General features: G+C 73.9%; 17 protein-coding genes and 1 pseudogene. 6 read left to right on the top strand and 12 right to left on the bottom strand.

The window, feature by feature from the left end; translation table 11 throughout:
• Positions 1 to 137 precede the first annotated feature (137 nt).
• From AC069T_RS25935 to AC069T_RS25925, 3 genes and pseudogenes are all read right to left on the bottom strand, one after another.
• Positions 138 to 611, bottom strand: a pseudogene (locus tag AC069T_RS25935) (ATP-binding protein); the annotation flags it as partial.
• 446 nt (positions 612 to 1,057) lie between these two features.
• A complete protein-coding gene (locus AC069T_RS25930; RefSeq protein WP_478785008.1) occupies positions 1,058 to 2,800 on the bottom strand; it encodes a pyruvate dehydrogenase in 1,743 nt (580 codons plus the stop codon).
• Positions 2,801 to 2,864: 64 nt separating this feature from the next.
• Positions 2,865 to 4,382, bottom strand: a complete 1,518-nt coding sequence (locus AC069T_RS25925) for a protein phosphatase 2C domain-containing protein (protein WP_478785007.1) — start codon at positions 4,380 to 4,382, stop codon at positions 2,865 to 2,867.
• A gap of 1,531 nt (positions 4,383 to 5,913) precedes the next feature.
• Here AC069T_RS25925 and AC069T_RS25920 point away from each other — a divergent pair.
• Together AC069T_RS25920 and AC069T_RS25915 are read left to right on the top strand one after the other, a co-directional pair.
• Positions 5,914 to 6,909: a winged helix-turn-helix transcriptional regulator gene (locus AC069T_RS25920; protein ID WP_478785006.1), complete on the top strand. Its 996-nt coding sequence runs from the start codon at positions 5,914 to 5,916 to the stop codon at positions 6,907 to 6,909.
• A gap of 36 nt (positions 6,910 to 6,945) precedes the next feature.
• Positions 6,946 to 7,428, top strand: coding sequence for a DUF456 domain-containing protein (locus AC069T_RS25915; RefSeq protein WP_478785005.1), 483 nt, complete (start codon positions 6,946 to 6,948; stop codon positions 7,426 to 7,428).
• 14 nt (positions 7,429 to 7,442) lie between these two features.
• Here the strand turns inward: AC069T_RS25915 and AC069T_RS25910 are convergent, their stop codons facing one another.
• Complete coding sequence (locus tag AC069T_RS25910) at positions 7,443 to 8,606, bottom strand: SGNH/GDSL hydrolase family protein (RefSeq protein ID WP_478785044.1); 1,164 nt, start codon at positions 8,604 to 8,606, stop codon at positions 7,443 to 7,445.
• Positions 8,607 to 9,244: 638 nt separating this feature from the next.
• On the opposite strand from AC069T_RS25910, the gene AC069T_RS25905 reads away from it, so the two are divergent.
• The gene (locus AC069T_RS25905; RefSeq protein ID WP_478785004.1) at positions 9,245 to 9,616 is read left to right on the top strand and encodes a PPOX class F420-dependent oxidoreductase; all 372 of its coding nucleotides are present in this window, start codon (positions 9,245 to 9,247) and stop codon (positions 9,614 to 9,616) included.
• Positions 9,617 to 9,781: 165 nt separating this feature from the next.
• Here AC069T_RS25905 and AC069T_RS25900 read toward each other — a convergent pair whose 3' ends face one another.
• From AC069T_RS25900 to AC069T_RS25865, 8 genes are all read right to left on the bottom strand, one after another.
• Positions 9,782 to 10,534, bottom strand: a complete 753-nt coding sequence (locus tag AC069T_RS25900) for an ASCH domain-containing protein (protein WP_478785003.1) — start codon at positions 10,532 to 10,534, stop codon at positions 9,782 to 9,784.
• Between the two features lie 97 nt (positions 10,535 to 10,631).
• The gene (locus tag AC069T_RS25895; RefSeq protein ID WP_478785002.1) at positions 10,632 to 11,018 is read right to left on the bottom strand and encodes a GntR family transcriptional regulator; all 387 of its coding nucleotides are present in this window, start codon (positions 11,016 to 11,018) and stop codon (positions 10,632 to 10,634) included.
• Positions 11,015 to 11,803: a hypothetical protein gene (locus tag AC069T_RS25890; protein ID WP_478785001.1), complete on the bottom strand. Its 789-nt coding sequence runs from the start codon at positions 11,801 to 11,803 to the stop codon at positions 11,015 to 11,017. Before AC069T_RS25890 ends, AC069T_RS25895 begins: the two co-directional genes overlap by 4 nt.
• A gap of 358 nt (positions 11,804 to 12,161) precedes the next feature.
• Complete coding sequence (locus AC069T_RS25885) at positions 12,162 to 12,662, bottom strand: methylated-DNA--[protein]-cysteine S-methyltransferase (RefSeq protein ID WP_478785000.1); 501 nt, start codon at positions 12,660 to 12,662, stop codon at positions 12,162 to 12,164.
• A 2-nt stretch (positions 12,663 to 12,664) separates the two neighbouring features.
• On the bottom strand, positions 12,665 to 14,125 hold the full coding sequence (locus tag AC069T_RS25880; RefSeq protein ID WP_478785043.1) for a DNA-3-methyladenine glycosylase 2 family protein: 1,461 nt from the start codon (positions 14,123 to 14,125) through the stop codon (positions 12,665 to 12,667).
• Positions 14,126 to 14,601: 476 nt separating this feature from the next.
• Entirely contained in the window at positions 14,602 to 15,705 is a 1,104-nt protein-coding gene (gene rsgA, locus AC069T_RS25875; RefSeq protein WP_478784999.1) for a ribosome small subunit-dependent GTPase A, read from the bottom strand.
• Between the two features lie 271 nt (positions 15,706 to 15,976).
• On the bottom strand, positions 15,977 to 17,473 hold the full coding sequence (locus AC069T_RS25870; protein WP_478784998.1) for a cellulose binding domain-containing protein: 1,497 nt from the start codon (positions 17,471 to 17,473) through the stop codon (positions 15,977 to 15,979).
• Positions 17,474 to 17,751: 278 nt separating this feature from the next.
• Positions 17,752 to 19,083, bottom strand: a complete 1,332-nt coding sequence (locus AC069T_RS25865) for a radical SAM protein (protein WP_478784997.1) — start codon at positions 19,081 to 19,083, stop codon at positions 17,752 to 17,754.
• Between the two features lie 253 nt (positions 19,084 to 19,336).
• Between AC069T_RS25865 and AC069T_RS25860 the strand changes: the two genes are divergently transcribed.
• From AC069T_RS25860 to AC069T_RS25850, 3 genes are all read left to right on the top strand, one after another.
• The gene (locus AC069T_RS25860; protein WP_478784996.1) at positions 19,337 to 20,581 is read left to right on the top strand and encodes an FAD-binding protein; all 1,245 of its coding nucleotides are present in this window, start codon (positions 19,337 to 19,339) and stop codon (positions 20,579 to 20,581) included.
• A gap of 202 nt (positions 20,582 to 20,783) precedes the next feature.
• A complete protein-coding gene (locus tag AC069T_RS25855; RefSeq protein ID WP_478784995.1) occupies positions 20,784 to 22,049 on the top strand; it encodes an ROK family transcriptional regulator in 1,266 nt (421 codons plus the stop codon).
• Positions 22,050 to 22,127: 78 nt separating this feature from the next.
• Positions 22,128 to 25,019 (top strand): glycoside hydrolase family 2 TIM barrel-domain containing protein, encoded by a 2,892-nt coding sequence (locus tag AC069T_RS25850; RefSeq protein WP_478784994.1) that lies wholly within the window; start codon positions 22,128 to 22,130, stop codon positions 25,017 to 25,019.
• Positions 25,020 to 25,043 lie beyond the last annotated feature (24 nt).

Genomic DNA, 25,043 nt, shown 5'->3' with positions numbered 1-25,043 from the left:
GCCGTACTTTCCCTTGTTTGTCTTTGACGGCGGAGGGAGGGGAAGCGAGTCCACGCCCCCCCCCCCCGCCCCCCCCTCCCCCCCCCCCCCCCCCCCCCCCCCCGGGGGGGGGGGCCCCCCCCCCCCCCCCCCCCCCCCCCCCCCTCCAGTTCGAACCACACCACCTTGCCCACGCCGTGCACCCGGACGCCCCAGGCGTCGGCCAGGGACTGCACGAGCACGAGGCCCCGGCCGTGCGTACCGTCGTCGGCGATCGGTACCCGCAGCCGTGGCCTGCGTCCCACGAAGTCCCGTACCTCCACGCGCAGCGCGTGCGGTGAGACGGTGGCGGTCAGCAGCGCGTCATGGTCCGTGTGGATCAGGGCGTTGGTCACGAGCTCGCTGGTCAGCAGCTCCGCCGTCTCCGAGTGGCCCGGTCTCCCCCAGTGCCGTAACAGCTCCCTCAGTGCTCCGCGGACCTCCGGCACCGCCCGGAGGTCCCCCCGTCCCAGCCTGCGCCGGAGCTGCGTCGCTCCCGCCTTCTGCGGACCGTCGTCGACCGTCTCCTCCACTGTCCTCGCCGCGGATGTCCCCCGTGTCACCGGACCACCCGCACGTGCCTGCCTCTTCATGACCCCCGCCCGCACACCGATGTCGGTTTCCTTCCTGCTCGAACACGTTCACGGGGATCCATGCCCTCCCCCGGACGGCGACAGTCATCCCGGGCCGGCAATCACCTGCCGGACACCGGCGGGTTCCCGGCGCGTCACCGGGGAAGTGCCGCCCCGGGGCAGGGCCGTCCTGAGCGGCGAGGCCGGCTGGTCCCGCTGCGGGTCTGCCCGGGCTAGGCAACTGACGTGCTTTCCGCACCATTTGGGCGGGCCCGTGCACCGGCCCCCGGTAGGGACCGGCCGTCGACGGCCGGTGAACCGGCGCGTCCGCGGAGTGGACGCGCCGGACGAACAGGCGGTTCGGCACCCCCTCGCGCCGGGGCTCCCCGTTGACGCGCGGACCACCCGGCATCGCCCCAACCGCCGACGCGCGTCTGCTGACCGAGTCGTAGATGACGTGGAGGCGTTCAGGGCCTCGGGACGTTGCGCAGGTTGGAGCGGGCCATCTGCAGCATGCGGCCCACGCCGCCGTCGAGGACGATCTTCGAGGCGGACAGGGCGAAGCCCGTGACCATCTCGGCACTGATCTTCGGTGGAATCGACAGGGCGTTGGGATCGGTGACGACGTCGACGAGCGCGGGCCCCTTGTGCCGGAAGGCGTCCTTGAGCGCGCCCGCGAGCTGCTTGGGCTTCTCGACGCGGACCCCGTAGGCCCCGCAGGCCCGGGCGACGGCGGCGAAGTCCGGGTTCTTGTTCGCCGTGCCGTGCGCGGGCAGTCCGGCGACCAGCATCTCCAACTCCACCATCCCGAGCGAGGAGTTGTTGAAGAGGACGACCTTCACCGGCAGGTCGTACTGGACGAGGGTGAGGAAGTCGCCCATCAGCATGGCGAATCCGCCGTCGCCGGACATCGAGACGACCTGGCGGCCGCGGTCGGTGAACTGGGCGCCGATCGCCATCGGCAGGGCGTTCGCCATCGAGCCGTGCGAGAAGGAGCCGATGACCCGGCGGCGGCCGTTGGGCGAGATGTAGCGCGCCGCCCACACGTTGCACATGCCGGTGTCGACGGTGAACACCGCGTCGTCGTCGGCGATCTCGTCGAGGACCGAGGCGACGTACTCGGGATGGATCGGGACGTGCTTGTCGACCTTCCGGGTGTACGCCTTGACGACCCCTTCCAGCGCGTCGGCGTGCTTCTTCAGCATCTTGTCCAGGAAGCGCCGGTTCTTCTTGGTCTTCACCCGGGGCGTCAGACACCGCAGCGTCTCGCGCACATCGCCCCACACCGCGAGGTCGAGTCTGGAGCGGCGGCCCAGATGTTCGGGACGCACGTCGACCTGGGCGATCTTGACGTCGTCGGGCAGGAAGGCGTTGTACGGGAAGTCGGTGCCGAGCAGGATGAGGAGGTCGCACTCGTGGGTGGCCTCGTAGGCGGCGCCGTAGCCGAGCAGACCGCTCATGCCGACGTCGAAGGGATTGTCGTACTGAATCCATTCCTTGCCGCGCAGCGCGTGCCCCACCGGCGACTTGATCTTCTCGGCGAACTCCATGACCTCGGCGTGCGCACCCGCCGTGCCGCTGCCGCAGAACAGGGTGACCTTGTCGGCCGCGTCGATCATCGCGACGAGCCGGCCGATCTCCGCGTCGCCGGGGCGCACGCTCGGCCGGGAGGTGACGAGCGCTGTCCCGGCGGCCTTCTCGGGTGCGGGCAGGTCCGCGATGTCGCCGGGCAGCGTCACGACGCTCACGCCGCTGCGCCCGACGGCGTTCTGGATCGCCGTGTGCAGCAGCCGGGGCATCTGCTGCGGACTGGAGATCATCTCGCTGTAGTGGCTGCACTCCCGGAACAGCTGCTGCGGGTGGGTCTCCTGGAAGTACCCGAGCCCGATCTCGCTGGACGGGATGTGCGAGGCGAGGGCGAGGACGGGCGCCATGGAGCGGTGGGCGTCGTACAGGCCGTTGATGAGGTGCAGGTTGCCGGGGCCGCAGGAACCGGCGCACGCCGCGAGGTTCCCGGTGATCTGTGCCTCCGCGCCCGCGGCGAACGCGGCGGTCTCCTCGTGCCGGACGTGGATCCAGTCGATGGCCGGGGTGCGCCGGACGGCGTCCACGACCGGGTTGAGGCTGTCGCCGACGACCCCGTAGAGCCGCTTGACGCCCGCCCGGACGAGGATGTCGACGAACTGCTCGGCGACGTTCTGCTTGGCCATGACTTCACGTGCCCTTCGGTCTCCGGAGATCCCTTCGGGTTCCATGAATCCACAGGCGTGGGTGTTACGCCTCCCAAACGGCCGCGGCGGTCCGGTCGTCGGCGTACCCCTTGACCCTGACCTGGCTGTCCGCGAAGAACGCCGCGAGACCGGGCGGCTCGCTCGTGGACCAGCGCCTGGTCAGATGGGCGGCCAGCTCGGGTTCGCCGCGCAGGGGCTCCGCCAGGCCGCTCGTGCACAGCAGCAGCGTGTCACCCGGGCGGGCGACGGAGGCACGGAAGCGGAAGGGGGCGCGGGGCGGCCGGGGCGCCGGCTCGTACGGGCTCGGGGGCGTCGCGATACCGAGATCCATGGTGAGCCGGTCGCCCTCCGGGGTCTCGTGGGGCGGCGAGCCGAACCCGACGACGGCCTCCCCCGCGGTCTCGGTGACCCGCGGCTCGATGTCCTGCCACTCGCCGTCCCGCAGCCGGAACAGCCCGCCGGTGCCGACGCCGAAGAAGACGCGCGTACGGCAGTCCGGATCCGCGGGCAGCAGGAGGCAGCGCAGGCCGGCTGTGTACTCCTCCGGCTCGACGCCCTGTTCGGCCGCGGCGGCCCGCAGCTTGCCGAGACTGCGGTCGGTCAGCCGTTGCAGTCCCGACTTCAGGTCACCGCGCCGGCCCGCCCGGATGTCCTCGGCCAGCCGCGCGTGGCTGCGCCCCACGGCCCGGCCGATCCACCGGCACGCCTCCGCCGCGGCCCGGTGCGCGCCGGGCGCGGCCCGGGTGCCGGTCGCCATCGCCACCAGCACGAGCGCGTTCTCACCCGTCCCGAAGCGGGCGGTGAGCAGCGAGTCCCGGCGCGGCTCGCCCCGGTACCGCGCGGAGTCCCCGCGCACGGAGACCGCGCGCAGGGTGCACGCGCCGTACTGGGCCCCGTCCAGCACCGTGTCGGCGACGAGGTCCGCCAGCTCGTCCGGATCGGCGGGCGGCAGCGCGGTGGGCTCGGCGTCGTAGGTGGGCGGCCCGGACCCCACGTGGCCGACGGGGGCCGGCCCTGCGGGGGCGCCGGGGCCGGGAGCGGACTCGGGCGGTCCGGCGTCCGCGAGGGACGGCCATGCCTGGCCCCCGACCGGCCCGAACGACGCCGACGGGACCGGGACGCCCTGCTCCGGCGCCCCGGGACGCGCGGGAGCCTGCGCCCGCTCGACGGGCAGGAAGCCGGCGGGCGGGGGCCCGGCGGGGGGCCGCGGGCCGGCGGGGGGCGGGGCATGACCGGGGGCCTGCGGACCGCCGGTGGACGTCGGACCGACGGGAGCCGGGGCCGCGTCGGCGGGCATGGCGGGGGCGTGGCGTGGGGGTGACGGTACCTGGCCCGGCTGCGGCTCGGAAGCGACTTGGGGTCGCGGACCGCCGGTGGGCGGAGGCGGACCACCGGCAGGCGGACGCGCGCCGTCGACGGGCCGAGGCGGACCGTCGACGGGCCGAGGCGGACCATCGACGGGCGGGCGACCATCGGCAGGCGGACGCGGACCGTCGACTGGCGGACGTGCACCCTCGACGCGCGGAGGCGGACCGTCGGCAGGGGGACGCGGGCCGTCCACGGGCGGAGGCGGACCGTCGACCGGCGGACGCGCACCCTCGACAGGCGGACGCGCACCCTCGACGCGCGGACGCGGGCCGTCCACGGGCGGAGGCGGACCGTCGACCGGCGGACGCGCACCCTCGACAGGCGGACGCGCACCCTCGACGCGCGGACGCGGACCGTCCACGGGCGGACGCGGACCCTCGACCGGCGGACGCGGACCCTCGACGCGCGGACGCGGACCGTCCACGGGCGGACGCGGACCCTCGACCGGCGGACGCGGACCGTCGACCGGCGGAGGCGGACCCTCGACAGGCGGGCGCGGACCATCGGCAAGCGGACGCGGGCCGTCCACGGGCGGAGGCGGACCGTCGACCGGCGGACGCGCACCCTCGACAGGCGGACGCGCACCCTCGACGCGCGGACGCGGGCCGTCCACGGGCGGAGGCGGACCGTCGACCGGCGGACGCGCACCCTCGGCAAGCGGACCCTCGGCGGGCGGACGCGGGCCGTCAGTGGGCGGGACGCGGCCCGGGGCTCGCGGACCGTCCGTGAGGGGCGTACCGGCGGCGGGTCGGGGGTCTTCGGTGGGCGGTCGCGGGGCCACGGCGGGGGGCGGGGGGCTGTCGTGAGGGGGCTGAGCCCCGGCAGGGGTGGCAAAGGGCGTCGGCGCGGCGGCGGGGCGGGGCGGGACTTCGGCAGAGGCGCCGCCGGACGCACCGGTCACCGGCCCGCGCTCGCCGTGGAGCGCGTCACCGCGCGACCCCGGGCCGAGCGCGTCACCGCGCGCTCCGGGGTCCGCGGACGGGCGTCCGGAGCCGCCGGTCCGCTGTTCCGGTACTCCGCGCGTCTCCGCCGGCCGGGGCGGCGCCTCGTCGGCCGGCGCGCCCGGCGCCGGACCACCCCCCACCGTGTCCGCCGCCGACGCGAACCGGTCGTCGAGGGAGTCGGCGGCGGCCGCGGGCCCCGTGTCTCCGGTGGCGTCGTCGTACAGCTGGCCCCACCAGTCGTCCTCGTGCCCGGCGGGCCTCTCCCCCTGCTGGCTCATGCCGGTAATTGTCCACCGCGGGGGCCGGAAGGAAACGGTGCATCACGAAAAACCGGCCGACGGAGACCGTCGAACGGCGTGTCGGACGACGGACGGGCGAGTGGCTCGAACACCCCTGCGCGAAACCGCCGGGCGGTCCCACCCCCCACGGGAGAACCGCCCGGCGGCGCCGGAGTGACCGGGGCCCACGTGCATCGTGGGCCCGAGTCACGGTCTTGAGGACCGGTTCGCCCCGCGCGGAGGTCGTCCCGGCCCTGAGTGTGACCTGGTTCCCTGAGGCTCCGCTGTGATGCGTGGTCACGGTCACGAGAAGCCCCACCTCCGCGTCCGCGCAGGCCAGGCGGAGCCGAGCCGGGCATCACGGGCGGTGATCGGTACCCGGTGGCGTCACCTTGTCAGAGAGACGGGTGGTACGGCGATGATGTGCCGAGGCGGTTTTGCGCCGTGGCCGCTTTCCGCCACGGGCCGGCCGCCACGGATCCTTGGGGAGGGACGCCCGCGCATGCTGGGAGCGATAGGTCTGGACGAGACGCACGAGTCGGCGTACCGGGCGCTGGTGTCGGTGGGGGCCGCCGACGTGCCCGATCTCGCGCGCCGGCTCACGCTCGGCGAGTACGACACGGAGCGCGCCCTGCGCCGCCTGGAGCGGCACGGTCTGGCGGCGCAGTCGACGGCCCGGCCAGGACGGTGGGTCGCGGCGCCGCCCGGGGTGGCGCTGGGCGCGCTGCTCACTCAGCAGCGGCACGAGCTGGAGAAGGCCGAGCTGGCGGCGGCGCTGCTCGCCGAGGAGTACCGGGCGCAGGCCGCCGAGCCGGCCGTGCACGACCTGGTCGAGGTGGTGATCGGTGCCGCGGCGGTCGCGCAGCGGTTCCTCCAGCTCCAGCTGGGCGCGACCGAGGAGGTGTGCGCGCTGGTCACCGGGAAGCCCGTGGTCGTGTCGGGGACGGACAACGACGCCGAGAAGCAGGCCGCCGACCGTGGTGTCGCGTATCGCGTGGTGGTGGAGCGGGCGGTGCTCGACCTGCCCACCGGGATCACCGAGCTGACCGCCGCCCTCGGCCGGGACGAGCAGGTGCGGGTGGTGGACACGGTGCCGACCAAGCTGGTGATCGCCGACCGTACGCTCGCCATGGTGCCGCTGACCTCGCACACCGCCGAGCCCGCCGCCCTGGTGGTGCACGCGAGCGGACTCCTGGAACTGCTGTCGGGGCTGTTCGAGTCGGTGTGGCGGGAGGCGCTGCCGCTGCGGCTCGGCAGCGGCAGCGGGGGCGTGGCCGAGCAGCAACCGGACGGCCCGGACGGCACCGACCTGGAGATCCTCTCGCTGCTGCTCGCCGGGCTGACCGACGCGAGCGTCGCCAAGCAGCTCGATCTGGGGCTGCGGACCGTGCAGCGCCGGGTGAAGCGGCTGATGGAGCTGACGGGCGTGACGACCCGGCTCCAGCTCGGCTGGCATGCGTACGAGAGGGCCTGGGTGGCCCGGGAGCGGCAGGACTGACCTGCGGTTTCGCCGGTTCTCCCGCACCCTGGACAGATGGGAGTGTGGGAGCTCCTGCTGGTCGGCGTGGTGATCCTGCTCGGCCTGGCCGGAGTACTGGTGCCCGGCGTCCCGGGTTCCTGGCTCGTCTGGGCCGCGGTCCTGTGGTGGGCGCTGGAGGATCCGCGCAGGCTGTCCTGGATCGTGCTCGTGGGCGCGACGGTGGTCCTGCTGCTGTCGCTGGCGAGCCGGTGGGCGATGCCCCCGCGCCGGCTGCGCGCGAGCGGCGCCACGGTCCGCATGGGGGTGTACGCCGGCTGCGGCGCGCTGCTCGGCTTCGTCGTCCTGCCGGTGCTCGGCGCCGTGCCCGGTTTCATGGGCGGGGTCTATCTCTCGGAGCGGCTGCGGCTCGGGCGGCGCGGAGAGGCGGTGGCCGCGTTGCGTACGGCGATGCGGTCGGGCGGCTGGAGCGTGCTGACGGAGCTGTTCGCCTGCCTGCTGATCGCGGGCGCGTGGGTGGCGGCGGTGATCTGGGGCTGAGCGGTCGGCCGGGCTCAGCGCAGGACGCTGCGCGGGGTGAGGGTGGCGAGGTCGACGGTGTCGGCCAGGGCCCGCATCCCGGCGTCGTTGAAGTGGAGGTGGTCGCCGGGGTCGTAGGCCGGGCGGATACGGGACGGCCGGCCGGGGTCGCGGACGGCGGCGTCGAAGTCGGCGACAGCGTCGAAGAGGCCGCCCGCGCGGATGACGGCGTTGACCGCCTGCCGCGCGGTCTCCCGGGCCCGCGTATGGGCGCCGTGCCCGCCGTACGGGGTGATCGTGGCGCCGATGACGCGGATGCCGCGGGCGTGGGCACGGCTGACGATGCGCCGGTACGCGTCCTCGAAGGCTCCGGGGTCGAGTTGTTCCGGCGTGCCCTTGATGTCGTTGACGCCCTCCAGCACGATCAGGGCGCGCACCCCGCTGCGGGAGAGGACGTCCGCGTCGAGCCGGGAGAGCGCGTCGGGTCCGACGCCCGCGCGCAGCAGGCGGTTTCCCGCGATCCCGGCGTTGAGGACGCCGAGCCGGCGGCCGGGTGGCAGGCCGCGCAGCCGCTCGGCGAGCCGGTCGGGCCAGCGGTGGTGGGCACCGAACGTCGACCCGGTGCCGTCGGTGATGGAGTCCCCGAGGGCGACCACGCTCCCCACGGCGGGCGCGTCGAACACGTCGACGCCGGTCACGTAGTACCAGTTGCCGAGCGTGGCGGTGTACGCGCGGCCGTTCTCGTCACGGGTGTGATCGCCGTGCCGGGCGAGGAAGTTGGTCTGGAGGGCGGCGCGGTGGTACGTCGCCGGGCCCGAGTCGGCCGGGGTGTGCACCGAGATCAGCAGATCGGCACCGGCCGGCACGCGCAGCCGTACGGGGTCGCTGATCAGGTCCCGGCCCGCCGGGACGAGAGCCGACTCCGCGCCCGCGAAGGTGGCGGTGCGCAGCGAGCCCGCGACGGCGTCCGCGCTCACGGTCGCGCCGGGCTTCCGCAACGCGACGCTGAGGGCGCCGAGTCGCAGGGGCGCGGTGCCGAGCCGGTTGGTGATCCGGACCCGGACCGCGCTGCCGCCGACGCTCGTGTGCACCACGTTGCGCACGGAGGCACCGGGCAGCCCCGGCACGGTCCCGGAGGGCGCGGCCTCCCAGGTGCCGGTCCAGTCCCGGGCGGCGGGGCGCAGGACCCCGGACGTCAGGGCCGCGGTGACGGAGGGGGTGGGCGGCAACGGATCGGCGCCGAGGGTCCCGTGGAGCACGCCGGGGGCGCCCAGGGCCGGGAGAACGGCCACGGGCGCCCGACGGCGGGCCGCGAGACCGGCGGGGAAGACCCCGACCCGGGCCGCAGGACCGGCGGCGGGAACCGCGCGGCCGGTGAGCGGAGCCGCAGGACCGGCGTCGAGGGCCGCGCCGCGGGTGGCCGACGCGGCGGCGAGGGCCGCACCGCGGGCCGGTGCGCCGCCGAGGAGGGCGTCGCGGAGCCGGAAGTCGTGCGGCCGGGCGTCGCGCTCGGGGTCATAGCCGTCGGCCGGGTGGTCCGGCGCACGGCCGCGCCGGGCCACGAGGTCGTCGCCCGGGGCGGCGTGACGGGGGCCGTCGAGGGCCCGGGCGGGTCCGGGACCGGTGGCGGCGGCCGCCGTCGGCGGGGCGGGCGCCACGGCTGTCACCAGGGCGGCCAGCAGATACCGGACCTTGATCGCTCGAGTCATGGGGCCATGGGTTCCCAGCCGCCGTCCACCCCAACACGCCGTCACACCCTCGGGCGCACCGGGCTCCTTCTCCGGCCCCGGGGCCAGAACCCGATGCGCCCCGGGCACAGGAGTGTTTGGCTGCTGCCATGACCGAATTCAGCGAGCGGGAACGCGCCTACCTGACGTCGCAGCGGCTGGGACGGCTGGCCACAGTCGACGCCCATGGGCAGCCGCAGGCGAACCCGGTCGGGTTCTTCCCGCAGGACGACGGGACGATCCTGATCGGCGGCTACGCGATGGGGGCGACCAAGAAGTGGCGCAACCTCCGGCAGAACCCGAAGGTGGCTCTCGTCGTCGACGACATCGTCAGCCTCGACCCGTGGCAGGTGCGCGGCATCGACATCCGCGGGGAGGCCGAACTGCTCACCGGTCCGCACGCGTTGGGGCCGCACTTCAGCGAGGAGCTGATCCGGATCCACCCGAGGCGGATCCACAGCTGGGGGCTGGAGGAGGGCTAGTGCTGTGACCGGGAAGGTTTCGCCCGCCGCCCCGACATCCTCGCCGCCCAACGACGCGAACGTGCCCGCATCCGCAGCGAGAAAGCCATCCGCTGGGGCGGCAGACCCCTGCAAGGAGCGGCATGAGCAGGGCCGATCGCCTCGCTCGCTCGATGGCGGATGCAGTCAACGCGTCAGACAGAAGTGAACGATGGTGGCGTCATCGGTTGACTTGATGTCGGGGTAGTGGAACCGCAGCCTGTCTTGCAGCTCGGCGAGATCACGAAACCCGTCGGCGACAGCGTCCGCCTCGGTCAACTCGGCGACGCTCTTGGAAGTGATCTGAGTGACCACACCGGACAGCACCACCTCGTCATCCAACTCGAACACCATGTTCACCGGGCCCGTCTCCACCGGGTCGCGGAACCGCACCGTGGTCGTCTTCCGCCCAGTGCGTACAGCCTCGAGGTAGGTGCGATGGAAATGCAGGGCCTGTATCGCGGCCGAGCCCAGCGCTCCGTCGGACGCTGCGGACTGCTCCCCCCAGACATAGGCATGAGGCAGGAGATCGGTGATCGCGACACTGCGAATGCCACCAGCTGCCGGCACGAGGACGCGGATACCCGGGTGGTAGTCCAGCAGGACCTGCCGGTCCCGGCCACACGGCGCGAGCACGCCGCGCCCCGTGTCACCGACGGCAACAATCGCCGTCAGGTCACGTGCTCCCGCAGCACGCGCATGCCCGAGCGCCACCAACTCCGCGCAAGGTCCGCCAGTGAAGTGATAGAGGTTGATACCACCGAACATCCGGCCCTGTGCGTCTCGCACGGCCGCCCCGACGGTGTGGACCTCACCGTCACCGTTGGTCTCAACAATGCGCTGGGCGAACTCGACCAGTTCCAGGTCTTCTTCCGTCGGCATATGCATCGTGCTGTCCATCCAACGACCCTACTCATACACGTCGCCGAGCCATGTAACCCGGTGAACGTTCGCGGTCAGACCATTACCGCGGGCCGCGACGGCAAGGGACGCCCGATTAGTGGTTCTCGGGGCCCAAGGCGTCGCGGACGGCGGCCAGGACGGCTTCGGTGTCGGCGCCCAGCGCACGAGCAGAGGAGGTGAAGTCGCGGGCCAGGGTGGCCAATTGAGAGGCGTACGTGTGGGTTGGGCGGGCGGGGACCGCCGCGACCCGGGACCCCGCTCCGCGGCGGGTGCGGATCAGCTCGGCGGCTTCCAGCTCGCGGTAGGCGCGGGCCACCGTGCCCGGTGCGAGACCGAGGTCCGTGGCCAGTTGGCGCACGGTGGGCAAGCGGTCGCCCTCGGCCAGCTGTCCGGTGACGATCAGCGCGCCGAGCTGGGCCCGGATCTGCGCGTACGGCGGTACCTGGCTGTTCGTGTCGACGCGGACGGCAGGCTCGTTCATGGTCGGGGGGCCTCCTCCGGCGCGTTGTCGCCGACGGCCCTGGGGGCCACCACGGTGACCAGGGACCACGCGACTGTGAACAGGTTCAGCAGGGCCAGAGGGTAGAACACCCAGAAGGTGAGCGCGCCCATCACACCGGCGCAGCCCGTGTCCGTCACCGAGATGGAGACCATCAGTACGGCATACAACTGCTGACTCGAAACCAACAGGCCCCAGGCTCCGGTCACCGCCCACGCCCGGTCGCGGCGCTGCTGCTCCGGGCCCGGTCCGTGGGCGATGCGGCGCAGGGCCCAGAGGCAGGTGGGAGTGGCTATGGCGAGCGCGCCGAACGTCGGAAGGCTGTAGTACAGGCCGGGCCAGGGGCCCAGAGAGGTCCGCATTCCGTTGCAGGTGACGGCGACGACCTTTCCCGTATGGAGGACATGGCCGGGGTCCCAGGAGGCCGTGGCGGCTGTGATCGTCAGGAGCGCGGTGAGCGTGATTCCCTGAAGGGCGATCAGAGGGCCCATGCGCGGCGGGATGTGGTCTCTGACCAGGCGCGGCTTGAGACTCGCGGTCCGGACCACGTCCTGGGGTACCAGGGTCAGCGCGTCGGCGAGAAGGACGCCTGCCACCGCGCACAGCCCGAAGGCGGTGATGGAGAACACGACACGCTGCTCGAACTCGACGTTCCCCAGCGTGGACAGCGCCTGCGCGGCATTGACTCCGATGGCCAGGCCGGACCAGCGGGCGTAGTGATCGGCGTGATCGAGGAAGCGGTGCTGGAGCAGGGCGCTGTCGCGCATAGGGGGTCCCCTCAGGTCATCTTGTATCAAGCCGCGAGTACAAGATGTCGCAGGCCCCACTTTGTGTCAAACATCAGGTACAAGACGGGGCGCATGCTGCCGCACGCGGTATGGATTCACCCTCTGCACGCCATCACCGAAGCTCAGCGCCTCGCCGACGCCAGACATCGCGCGCAGGCACACAGAAGTCGAGCAGCAACCCCTCGCCCGCCGACCGTGCACCCGGCCCCTCCCGGACCGGATCCACCAGCCCGCCACCGGCCCGCTGACGCCCTCTCCACCCGCCCCGGACCGATCCTGGGCCGCTCCCGGCCTCGGCCCCCCCCCCGCTTCCCGCCGAGCCGCTCCCAGACGCCCCCTAGGGCCTACGGGCGGGCCCCAGCACCCCTTCGAGGGTGAGCAGGCGTTGTTTGCGGTCGAGGCCGCCCGCGTACCCGGTCAGCGAGCCGTCCGCGCCGATCACCCGATGGCAGGGGCGGACGATCAGCAGCGGGTTGGCGCCGATCGCGCCGCCGATCGCGCGGACCGCGGCCCGCGGGGCGCCGATGCGCGCGGCGATGGCGCCGTACGTGGTCGTCGCGCCGTACGGCACGGAGTCCACGGCGGCCCATACCCGCTCCCGGAACTCGGTCCCCTCGCCCCTGAACTCCAGGGTGAACGCGTCGAGTTCGCCGGCGAAGTAGGCGGCCAGCTGTTCCTCCGCGGCACGGAAGAGCTCGGGCGTGTGCCGCCACTCCGGCCGGCGGGTGCGACCGCCCTTCTGGCCCGGTACGGACAGGGACGTGAGGGTGCCGGAGTCGTCGGCGGTGAGGAGCAGCGGGCCGACCGGGCTGTCCAGGGTCGTGCAGTGCGTGGGCATGATCAGTGGGTTTCCCGTTCCGAGTCGTGGGCGGCGGCCGTGCCGGCCGCCGCGATGCCGGTACTCGCTTCGGCTGCGCCGGCGGCGTGGAGGTGGTTCAGGGCGTAGGCGCGCCAGGGGCGCCAGGTGTCGGGGACGTCCTCGTCCGGGGGTGCGGCGTCCGGGTCGCCGAGGGCCCGGGTGCGGATGACCGCGACGGTGCGCGGGTCCATGCCCGGCAGTGCGAGCAGCGCCCGCTGCGCGTCGTCCCGGTCGGCGCCCGCGTCGAGCCGCAGGGCGCCGTCGGCGAGGGCGGCGGTCAGCGCGCCGAGCGTGCCGTCCGGTTCCGCCTGTGCGAGGACGCCGGCCTCGGGAAACAGATGGGTGAGCGTCCCGCAGGGGGCATCCAGCACCTTCCCGTACCGCCGTACCAGCCGCTCGGCCTCGGTCCGGCCGACGAGCGCGCGCACGGCCAGTTCGTCCGGGTCGGCGGTGCCGGGCGACCGCAGGCCCGGGCGGGCGGCGACCAGCGGTGCCAGCCGGGGATCGGCGGCGAGCCGCTCGTCCACCGCGTACGGATCGGCGTCCAGGTCGAACAGCAGCCGCAGCCGTTGTACGGCGGTGGTGAGATCACGCAGGTCGGTGAGGTGCAGCCGGGCGTCGAGCCATCCGCCGGCGTGGGCGCAGGCCTGGCGTCCCGGTGTGCGCTGGCGTTCGTCGACCGCGACGATCCCGGTGCCGTACGGGAGGCGGAGGGTGCGCCGGTACGTCCGGCGTCCGCGGGTGCCGTGGACCTCCTCGACGCCCGGGACCGCCTCGCGGGCCAGGACGTCGAAGACCGCGCCGGACTGGTAGGGCCCGCGGTGGGCGAGCCGCAGCGGGATGCCCGCGGTGGGGGCCGCGGCGCGCGGGCCGGTGGGGCCGCGCCCTGCCGCGGCGGCGCGCAGCTCGCTGGGCGTGGACGCGTACACCGCCCGGACGGTGGCGTTGAACTGGCGCACGCTGGCGAACCCGGCGGCGAACGCGATCTCGGTGACCGGCAGGCCGGTGGTCTGCAGCAGCACCCGCGCGGTGTGGGCGCGCTGGGCGCGGGCCAGCGCGACGGGGCCCGCGCCGAGTTCGGCGGTGAGCTGCCGCTGCACCTGGCGGGCGCTGTACCCGAGGCGTGCGGCGAGCCCGGCGACGCCCTCCCGGTCGACCACTCCGTCGCCGATCATGCGCATGGCACGGCCCACGACGTCGGCGCGGACGTTCCACCCGGCCGACCCGGGAACCGCGTCCGGGCGGCACCGGCGGCAGGCGCGGAAGCCGGAACCCTGCGCCGCGGCCGCCGTCGCGTAGTACCGCACGTTCTTGCGCTTCGGCGTCACCGCCGGGCAGCTCGGCCGACAGTAGATCCCGGTCGTCTCGACGGCGAAGAAGAACTCCCCGTCGAAACGGGCGTCGCGGCTGCGCACCGCCTCGTACCTGGTCTCTTCATCGATCACGTCATCCAGTCTCCGCCACCGCACCGCGCGTCGCTGGCGGAAATCGGACACGGCGCTGCCGCCCGGCCGTCGGAGGGACGCGGACCCGCCGCACCCGGCGCCACAGCCCACGGCCCACAACCCACAGCCCGCGGCCCACAGCCCGCGCCAAGCCGGGCCCCGAGCCGACGTCCACGCCCCCGAGCCCCGTGCCGCCGCCTCACGAGGTGTGGCGCAGGCACGGGCCTCGCCGCGGGAAGACACCGGCACCGGGTTCTCCCCGCGGAGGGCCGGCACCGCGTTCTCCCCGCGGAGGGGCCGGCACCAGGTTCTCCCCGCGGAGGGGCCGGCACCAGGTTCTCCCCGCGGAGGGGCCGGCACCAGGTTCTCCCCGCGGAGGGGCCGGCACCGCGTTCTCCCCGCGGAGGGGCCGGCACCGGTGTTGCCGGCCGGCGCCGGTGTCGCGGGCGGCACCGGCCCCGCACGACGGACGTCTACGACCAGGGGCCCCGTTTGGCGCGCATCGCCGCGCGCCCCTCCGCCCCCTTCCGCTTCCAGTCGCGGCGGATCTCCGCGCGCACCCGGGCGTCCGTCTTGGCGACGATGCGCTGGTTCTCCCGCAGGAGCTTGCGGTAGCTGTCGAGGCGGCGTTCGGGCAGGGTGCCGGACTCGACGGCGGCGAGGACCGCGCAGCCGGGCTCCCCGACGTGCGCGCAGTCGTGGAAGCGGCAGTCACGGCCGAGTGCCTCGATCTCGGCGAAGACCTGGCCGACCCCGGTCCCGGCGTCCCACAGGCCGACACCCCGCAGACCGGGGGTGTCGATGAGGACGCCCCCGCCGGGCAGGGCGAGGAGGTTGCGGGTCGTCGTGGTGTGGCGGCCCTTGCCGTCCACGTCACGCGTGGCCCGCACGTCCATCACGTCCTCGCCGGTCAGCGCGTTGGCGAGGGTGGACTTGCCCGCGCCGGACTGCCCGAGCAGGACCGACGTACCGCCCGACAGGACGGCCGCGAGGACGTCCAGGCCGTGCCCGGCGCTGGAGCTGACGGGCAGCACCGGCACTCCGGGGGCCGCCGTCTCCACGTCCTGCACGAGGTGCGCGAGCGTCGCCGGGTCGGGCACCAGGTCGGCCTTGGTCAGGACGACCACGGGCTGGGCCCCCGATTCCCAGGCGAGCGCGAGGAAGCGTTCGACGCGGCCGAGGTCGAGTTCCAGGGCGAGCGACACGGCCACGACCGCGTGGTCGACGTTGGCGGCGAGGATCTGCCCCTCGGAACGCTTGGAGGAGGTGGAGCGCACGAAGGCGGTACGGCGCGGCAGATACGCGCGTACGTAGCGCGGGTTGCCGGAGGGTTCGACGGCGACCCAGTCGCCGGTGCACACCACCCGCAGCGGGTCGTGCGGCGTCACGAACGCGGTGTCCGCGCGCAGGACCCCGTCGGCGGTGACCACGTCGCACTGGCCGCGGTCGACCCGGATCACGCGCCCGGCGAGCAGCCCCTCGGCGGCGTACGGGGCGAACGCGTCCGCCCATGCCTCGTCCCAGCCGTAGGGAGCGAGAGGGTGTGCGAGAGGAGAAGCGAAAGCGGAGGAGGACAAGGGAGACCCTTCACAAGGGCGGCCCCGGCACGCGCGCTCAGGCGCGGAAGATGAAGGAGAAGGTCAGCCGGCGGCCACGGAGGTGGACTTGATGAACGTCTGGATGCGGGCAGCGCCCATCGCAGTGACAGTCATCGGTCAACACCTCCTGGTTTCCGCTCGGTCGGGCCCCGCGACTCACGCCGCAGGGGTACGAGGTACACCCTAGGCGCACCCCGCGGGCGGACGCCACCGAATATTCACGGCTGTGCGCCCGCGCGTGGCGGCGGGCTCACGAACGGGTCGTGCAGGGGCGTCCGTTGAGGGTGAAGTCGTGCGCGGGCGCGTTGGCGTCCTGCCAGGAGGCGATGAAGCCGACGCCGAAGGTGCCGCCCGCGGGAACGGACTTGTTGTAGTCGGCGGCGGTGGCGGTGACCCGGGAGCCGTTCTGGGTGTAGTCGCCGTCCCACATCTGGCTGACCCGCTGACCGTCGCGGAAGGTCCAGCCGACGCGCCAGGTGTCGAGGGCTCTGGTGGAGGTGAGGGTGACGGCGGCCTGGAAACCGTCGGGCCACTCGCCGACGATCTCGTACTCCACGCGGCAGGTCGCGGACGCCCGCTTCGTGGGTTCGGCGGGCCGGTGCGAGGTGGGGGCGGGCGAGGAGGACCCGCCCTGGATGTTCGGGCCGGTTTTCGTCTCGGAACGGGTCCTGGAGCCCGACGGCCGGGGCGACGCCGTCGAGTTCGCCGTGCCGGTGCCGGTGCCGGTGCCGGTGCCGAGGGAGGGGAAGGACGGGCCGGGGTCCGCCACCGGCTGCCGGTCCCCGGCGTCGCGCGCGGAGGTGCTGCCCTCGGAGCCGTCGAAGGGCATCAGCGAGACCGCGAGCGCCAGCGCGGAGACGAGGACGGCGGTGACCAGCGTGCCGGTGCGGCCGATCCTCGGCGCGGGCAGCTCGCCCATGGCGATACCGGTGTCCGTGGTGGGGTCCGCGCGCCGGCCGACCAGACCCGCCTCCGCCGCCCGGCGGCGGCGCTCCAGATAGGCGAGGCCGCCCCAGCCGACGACCCCGCCGGCCAGCGCGCCCGGCAGTCCGCCGCCGTGCAGGCGCAGACAGGCGGCGGCTTCGGCGCACGCCACGCACCGCGCGAGGTGGCGCGAGAGATCTTCGGGTGTCTCTGTCCCGGGCGAACGGGTGACCGCGTCGAGGAGCCGTGCGAAGCTGCGGCAGCGCGCGTCCATGGGCGTGTCGAGGTGGTTGCGGTGGCACCGGTCCCGGAACAGCGCCCGTACCTGGGCGAGTTCGGTGGCCGCGGTCGCCGGGTCGAGACCCAGCCGGCGGGCCACCGCGGACAGCGGCAGTGCCTCGACCTCGGCCAGCCACAGCAGCGCGGCGTCCGGTTCCTGGAGGTCTTTGAGGCCGCGCAGCGCGAGCGGGCGGTGCAGCGGCGGTCCGGTGTAGCGGGCCGCCTTCTCGGAGTTGAGCCACAGCCGCAGGTCGGGATCGAGGCGGTGTCCGCGCCCCTGTGCCTCCCAGGCGGCGGCGGTGGTCCGGACGGAGGTCAGCAGTAAGGGGATCCGGGGCAGCCGCAGTGTCCGGCGTCCGGCGCCCCTGGCCCCGGCGTCCTCGTCCCGCGCCTCGCGTATGCCGTGCGTGAACGCCTCGGTGGCCAGCCGCGTGGCCGCGGCGGAGCCGGAGGTGCACAGGTCGGCGTACGACAGGACCGCGTCCCAGCACTCCGAGAACCACGCGGCCTCGGTGGTGTCCTGGGGGGTCGGCAGGTCGGGCATGGGGAGCTCCCGCGTCAAGTGCATCCTCAAGATACGTCAACTCGCTGCCGCTACAAGGGAGTTGGCGATCGGCTCGCGACAGGCCCCGACCTTTTCACGGTTCCCGCACAACTGACAAGCAGCATATTCAATTGCGCGCGGGAGCGCGGCGGCCGGGGCGGAACGGCCGCCGCGCGGACGGCGGCAGCCGTCCCGGGGTGTTGTACGGAAGAACGCCCGGGACGGCTCGATGTTCCATGGGATTTTTTCGCGCAGGCGCGGCCCCGAGGGGCGCCGGACTACCCTCCGGCGGGCCCGGCCACCGGCTCGTGCGCCGGCAGGCTGTCCATGAACGAACTCACCGAGAAGACCGCCTGGCCCGGGCCGGGCGGGCCGTAGCCGGGGGGTGAGGAGAGGCCGAAGTCCTCCATCGTGGAGCGGTAGGCCTCGAGCAGGCGAATGTGGTACTCCAGCGGGGCGCCCTGCGGGTTGGCCTTGCCGAGCGGGGTGGTCGGCTCCGGGCACCAGGTGGTGAAGCGGGGCGTGATGCCGTGCGACATGAAGAAGCGCAGCCCCTCCGTGGTGGAGGCGATGGCCTCGTCGACCGTGGTGAAGCCGAAGGGCTCGGCCATCTCGACGCCCGCCACGAAGTTGGGGATCACGTTGCGCGCGCCGAAGATCTCCGCCGAGTCCAGGATCCGCCGGTGCCACTCGTCGCGGCCTACGTAGCGCTCCTTGCCGGGGCAGTACAGCTCGAACAGGCGGCGGTCCCACACCTCGTAGTTGGGGTGGTAGATCTGCACGCCGTGGTCCTTGAAGCGCTGCACGTCGTCGCGCGGGAGGGCCTGGGCGACGACCTTGCCGATCCAGCGGCCCGGGAAGCGTTCCTCGATGGCCTTGGCGTAGTGGCCGTAGAAGTCGGCCTCGTCCCGTCCGGCGACCGTCTTGGTGATCGCGCCGCCGGTGAGGGTGTAGGCGGTGGAGGTCTTCGCGGTGTCGTACCTGTCGATGATCTCCAGGGCCTCCAGGACCTCCTCGACGTCCTTCACACCGGTGTAGGGACGGCCGGCCGCCTTGTGCTGGCGCCAGTTGTGGTTGATGTCGCAGTACTGGCACTCCTCCTTGGCGCCGAAGTACTGGCAGACCCGGAAGACGGTGAGGTAGATCAGGTAGCCCCACTGGATGGTGGGCGCCACCTCCATCACGGACTTCCCGCTGGAGAGCTTGTGCCGGTAGTAGTCCGGCATGGGCGGGACGCCGACGTCGGAGATCCGCTTCCCGTCCAGGTAGAGGCCGAGCACGCCCTCGTCCCCGGCGGCGACGCGGTAGGGGGACGCAGGGTTCACGCGGACGGACACGACCGTGCGCCGCAGGTCGTAGGGCCCGCCGGTGAGGATGATCTCCTCGGGCGGGCGGCGCAGCGCGGCCTCGCCCAGCTCGGGCAGGGTGCCGTGGTCGAAGGAGAAGATGAAGTACGACTTCGGCTTGACGTCCCCGTCCTCGTTGTCCGAGAGGGCCGAGTCGTCGAAGGCGACGCCCCCGCGGAGCAGGTCCTCCTTGAAGACGGCTTCCCGCGGCACGTGCGGGAACCGTTCCATCAGATCTTCGACCAGCGCGGTGCGGCTGCCCATCCCGTTCTCCTCGCTCCCGGCGTTCGTGCTCGACTCCTCACGGTATGCCCCTGCCTGCGGCACGGCGGTGCCGGGTCCCCCGGGAGGGGTCCGCCCGCGCCCCGCAAGCGCCGCGGGCCTGGGCGTCCCGCCCCGGCGCACCGGCGCGTACGGTCTTGATCGCGAGGCGTCCTTCGGCTGGGATGCCTCGTACGCACCACGACGTCACAGCCGGTGCACGGCCGGCCGGGACTTCCAGGGGAGGGACGCACGCATGACCGGGACGCTGACCAACTGGGCGGGCAACATCACGTACTCCGCCGGGGAGCTGCACCGTCCGCAGTCGCTCGACGCGCTCGCGGCGCTGGTCGCCGCCGGCACGAGGGTGCGGGTGCTGGGCAGCGGGCACTCGTTCAACACGATCGCCGAGCCGGGTGACGACGGCGTGCTCCTGTCGCTGACCGCGCTGCCGCCGGCGGTGGACGTCGACTCGGGTGCCCGTACGGTCCGGGTCGCGGGCGGTGTCCGGTACGCCGAGCTCGCGCGCCGGGTGCACCGGGCGGGTTTCGCGCTGCCGAACATGGCGTCCCTCCCGCACATCTCGGTGGCGGGCTCGGTGGCGACCGGTACCCACGGCTCGGGGGTCACGAACGGTTCCCTCGCCTCGGTCGTACGCGAGGTCGAGCTGGTCACGGCCGACGGCTCCACCGTGACGGTCGGGCGGGGCGAGGAGCGCTTCGACGGAGCGGTGACCTCCCTGGGCGCCCTCGGTGTGGTCACCGCCCTCACGCTCGACCTGGAGCCGGCCTTCGAGGTGAGCCAGCACGTCTTTACGGAACTCCCGCTGGCGGGGCTCGACTTCGAGACGGTCGCGGCGGCGGCGTACAGCGTCAGCCTCTTCACCGACTGGGTGCGCCCGGGCTTCCGGCAGGTGTGGCTCAAGCGGCGCACCGACCAGCCGCCGGCCGACTTCCCGTGGGCCGTGCCCGCCACCGCGGCGATGCATCCGGTGCCGGGCATGCCCGCGGTGAACTGCACGGAGCAGTTCGGCGTACCCGGGCCCTGGCACGAGCGGCTGCCCCACTTCCGCGCCGAGTTCACCCCGAGCAGCGGGGCGGAGCTGCAGTCCGAGTACCTGCTGCCGCGCGCCCGCGCGCTGGAGGCGCTGCACGCCCTCGACACGGTCCGGGACACGGTCTCGCCGGTGCTCCAGGTCTGCGAGGTGCGGACCGTCGCCGCGGACCGGCAGTGGCTGAGCCCCGCGTACGGGCGGGACACCGTGGCGCTGCACTTCACCTGGGTCGCGGACACGGCGGCCGTCCTGCCCGTGGTGCGGCGGGTGGAGGAGGCGCTCGACGCGTTCGGTCCACGGCCGCACTGGGGCAAGGTGTACACGATGCCGTCCTCGGTGGTGCGGGGGCGTTATCCGCGGCTCGCCGACTTCGCGTCGCTCGCCGCCGCGCTGGACCCGGCGGGCAAGTTCCGCAACGCGTTCGTCCGGGAGGCCCTCGGCGTCTGACCCGGGAGAAGGGCGCCCGGTGCCCCCGTGGCACCGGGCGCCCCTTCTCGCCGGCGACTCCACGGCCTCCCGGCCGGGCCGCCCCGCCTCCCCTTCCTACAGCCCCTTTCCTAACCCCTTGTCGAAACGCCCCGCGGGTCCTAGCCTTGCGTGTGGGCCGAGTGCCCCGGCATGGATCGCACGGGTCGAGGGGGCCAGTCCGGTGAAGCGCACGTCCCGCGACATCCGCACCGCCAACCGCTACGAGGTGCTGCGCCAGATCATCGCCGCCTCCCCCACGTCCCGGCAGGAGCTGGCCGCGGTGACCGGGCTGAGCCTGGCCACGGTCGCCACGCTGGTCGGGGAGCTGCTCGACCTGGGGATGCTGACCGAGGTCGGCTTCGAGGACTCCGCGGGCGGCAGGCCGCGCGGCCTGGTGGCGGTGGACGCCCCGGGTGGCGCGCTGATCGGCGTCGACATCGCCGAGACCTACGTACGCGTCGAGCTGTTCGACCTCTCCCTGGGCGTGCTCGCCCGTGCCGGGGCGGATCTGCTCCCCGGCGAGAACCGCCCGGAGCAGGTGGTCGCGCAGGTCGCGGCGGCCGTCGCCTCGGTGGTGGCGCAGGCCGGGGTGGCGGACGCCCGCGTGCTGGGGGTGGGAGTCAGCGTCCCCGGGCAGGTCGACCGCGAGCGCGGGGTGTGCCAGTACGCGGCGAACTGGGACTGGCACGACGTGCCGCTCCTCGACCTGCTCGCCGAGCACGTCCCCTACCCGCTGCACCTGGACAACCCGCTGCGCGCCTGCGCGGTGGCCGAGCTCTGGTTCGGCGCGGCGCGCGGCCGCGGGGACGCGGTGGTCGTCAACCTCGGCACCGGTGTCGGCGCCGGTCTCGTGCTGGGCGGAGGGGTGTACCGCGGGGTCAGCAACAGCGCGGGCGAGTGGGGTCATACGACGCTGGTGCTGGACGGGCGCCTGTGTCACTGCGGCGACCAGGGCTGCGTGGAGACGTACGTCGGGGCGCCCGGCATCATGCTGAACCTGCGGGAGCTGAGCCCCGGCAGCGCCCTGCTGCACCCCGGGGACCAGACCGCCACGATCGACGCGCTGGCCCGCGGCGTGGCGGCGCAGGACCCGGTGGCCCTGAAGGTGGTGGGTGACACCGCCCGCTATCTGGGCGCCGCGGTCTCCGACCTGGTGAACCTCCTCAATCCGGAGGTGGTCGTGCTGAGCAGCTGGGTCGCGGCCGCGCTCGGCGAGCCGCTGCTGCGTGAGGTGCGCGCGGCCGTCGCCCGGCACGCGCTGAAGCGGCCGCTGGCGGCGACCGAGATCGTCCTGTCCCCCATCCCCACCGACCCGGTGTGCCTCGGCGCCGCCACCTTCGCGCTGGAGGGCGCCCTGTCCGCGGTGGGCCACAGGTCCGCCGCAGGACCTGCCCCACGGGGCACCGCGTCCGCCCCTGCCAGGAGCCGTACCGCACCATCCGCGTGAACGGACGGGCGTCCCGGTCGTACGGACGCGTCCGGCACCCGCACAGCGAATCCCATCACGGGCCCAGCTAGGAGACCGATGTCGTTCCGCACCTCCCCCCTCGGGACATCCCAGTCCGCCAGCGACTACGTCGAGGACGTCTCCCCCGGCAGCGGGGTTCTGCCCCCGCGCGCCCGGTACGCGTCCTCCGACGCCGACTCCCTCTCACTGAACGGGAGTTGGCGCCTGCGTCTCTCCCGGGCCGCCGACACCGAGGACGACTCCTTCGCCGAGGAGGGCTACGACTGCGAGGGCTGGGCGGAGGTGTCCGTCCCCGGCCACTGGGTCCTCCAGGGCGACGGGGCCTTCGGCGCTCCGATCTACACCAACCACCTCTACCCCTTCCCCGTCGACCCGCCGCGGGTGCCCGCCGAGAACCCGACCGGCGACCATCTGCGGTTCTTCGACCTGCCCGCGCGGTGGCCCGCGGACGGCGGCAGCGTGCTGCGGTTCGACGGGGTGGAGTCCTGTGCCCGGGTGTGGCTGAACGGTACGGAGCTGGGCGGGTTCAAGGGCTCGCGGCTGCCGCACGAGTTCGAGGTGGGGCAACTGCTCCGGCCGGCCGGCAACCGGCTCGCGGTCCGGGTCCACCAGTGGTCGGCCGGTTCGTACCTGGAGGACCAGGACCAGTGGTGGCTGCCCGGCATCTTCCGGGACGTCACCCTGCTGCACCGCCCGGCGGGCGGCGTACGGGACTTCTTCGTGCACGCCTCGTACGACCACGTCACCGGCGAGGGCACCCTGCGGGTGGACTCCGACGTCGACGGCCGGGTCACCGTGCCCGAGCTGGGCGTCGACATCGCCACCGGTGAGTCCGTGACGCTGCCGGTCGCGGCGTGGACCGCCGAGACACCCCGCCTGTACGACGGCGTACTGGCGACGGAGGGTGAGCGCGTGCCCCTGCGGGTCGGCTTCCGGACGGTCGCTCTCGAGGACGGACTGATCAAGGTCAACGGCCGTGCGGTCCTCTTCCGGGGCGTCAACCGGCACGAGTGGCACCCGGAGCGGGGCCGCGCCCTGGACGTGGCGACCATGCGCGAGGACGTGCTGCTCATGAAACGGCACAACGTCAACGCCGTCCGCACCTCGCACTACCCGCCGCACCCCGCCTTCCTCGATCTGTGCGACGAGTACGGCCTGTGGGTGATCGACGAGTGCGACCTGGAGACCCACGGCTTCACCGAGCAGGACTGGCGGGACAACCCGGTGGACGACGACCGCTGGACCCCGGCCCTGCTCGACCGCGCGGCCCGGATGGTCGAGCGCGACAAGAACCACCCGTCGGTGGTCGTCTGGTCGCTCGGCAACGAGGCGGGCACCGGACGCGGCCTCACCGCCATGGCCGAGTGGATCCGCGGCCGGGACGGCTCACGGCTCCTGCACTACGAGGGCGACCCCGACTGCCGCGACACGGACGTGTACGCGCGGATGTACGCCTCCCATGCCGAGGTCGAGCGGATCGGCCGGGGTCTGGACGGCGGCGGCCACCGGCGGCGGACCCTGCCCTTCGTCCTGTGCGAGTACGCGCACGCCATGGGCAACGGCCCCGGCGGACTCGCCGACTACCAGCGGCTGTTCGAGTCCCACGACCGCCTGCAGGGAGGTTTCGTCTGGGAGTGGATCGACCACGGCATCAAGGACGGGCGGTACGGGTTCGCGTACGGCGGCGACTTCGGGGAGGAGCTGCACGACGGGAACTTCGTCTGCGACGGGCTGCTCTTCCCCGACCGGACGCCCTCGCCCGGACTGGTCGAGTACAAGAAGGTGATCGAGCCGGTCCGCCTGACCGGCGACGGGCGGCGCGGAACGCTCCGCATCACCAACCGGTACGACTTCGCCGACCTCTCCGCGCTGGCCTTCACGTGGTCGCACGAGGTGGACGGCGAGACCGTCGCGGCGGGCACGCTGTCGGTGCCCGCGCTCGCTCCCGGCGAGAGCGCCGAGGTGAAGCTGCCGCCGCCGCCCGACGGACGCGGGGCCGAGACCGGGTGGACGGTCCGCGCGGTGCTGGCCGGGGAGACCGCGTGGGCGCCGCGGGGCCACGAGGTCGCCTGGGCCCAGATCCCGGCCGCCGGCCGGCGCGCGCCGCGCGTGGTGCCTTCGGCGGGGCCCGTGCCGGGCGAGCGCACGATCACGCTGGGGCCCGCCGTCCTGGACGCCCGCACCGGTGCGCTGCGTGCGATCGGCGGGACGGCGGTGACCGGACTGCGCCTGGACGTGTGGCGCGCGCCGACCGACAACGACGACGGCGCGTCCTGGCAGTCCGACCCGCGCCACGGCCCGCTGTGGCGCAGGCTCGGCCTGCACCGGATGCGGCACCGCACGGACGGGGTGGAGGTGTCAGGCGACGCGCTGACCGTCCGGACCCGGGTGGCGCCCGCGGGACGGGACATCGGCCTGCGCACGGTGTACCGGTGGACCTCCGACGGGACGCGGCTGCGGCTGACGGTGTCCGTGGCGCCCGAGGGTGCGTGGACGGTGCCGCTGCCGCGGCTCGGGATACGGTTCGGGCTGGCGTCCTCCGCGGACCGGGTGACGTGGTTCGGCGGCGGTCCCGGCGAGGCCTATCCGGACACCGGGTCCGCCTCGCGGCTCGGCCGTTGGGAGGCGTCGGTCGACGCGCTCCAGACGCCGTACGTCCGTCCGCAGGAGAACGGCGCGCGGGCCGACGTGCGCTGGGCCCGGCTCGGCGGGCTGCGCGTCGAGGGCGACCCGGAGTTCTGGTTCACGGCGCGGCGCTGGACGACCGAGCAGCTCGACGCGGCGGACCACCTCACGGACCTGGAGCCCGGCGACACGGTCTGGGTGAACCTGGACCACGGCCAGCAGGGCATCGGCTCCCAGTCGTGCGGCCCAGGCGCACTCCCGCAGTACCAACTGCGGCCCGAACCAGCCGAGTTCTCGTTCGTCTTCGCGGAACTCGACGGCTGACACGGTCACCGGGACGGCGTCCGG

The sequence above is a fragment of the Streptomyces sp. NPDC043867 genome, from assembly GCF_056435845.1.
Note: the sequence above shows the minus strand (reverse complement) of the source record. Positions and strands in the feature narration are given on the sequence as shown.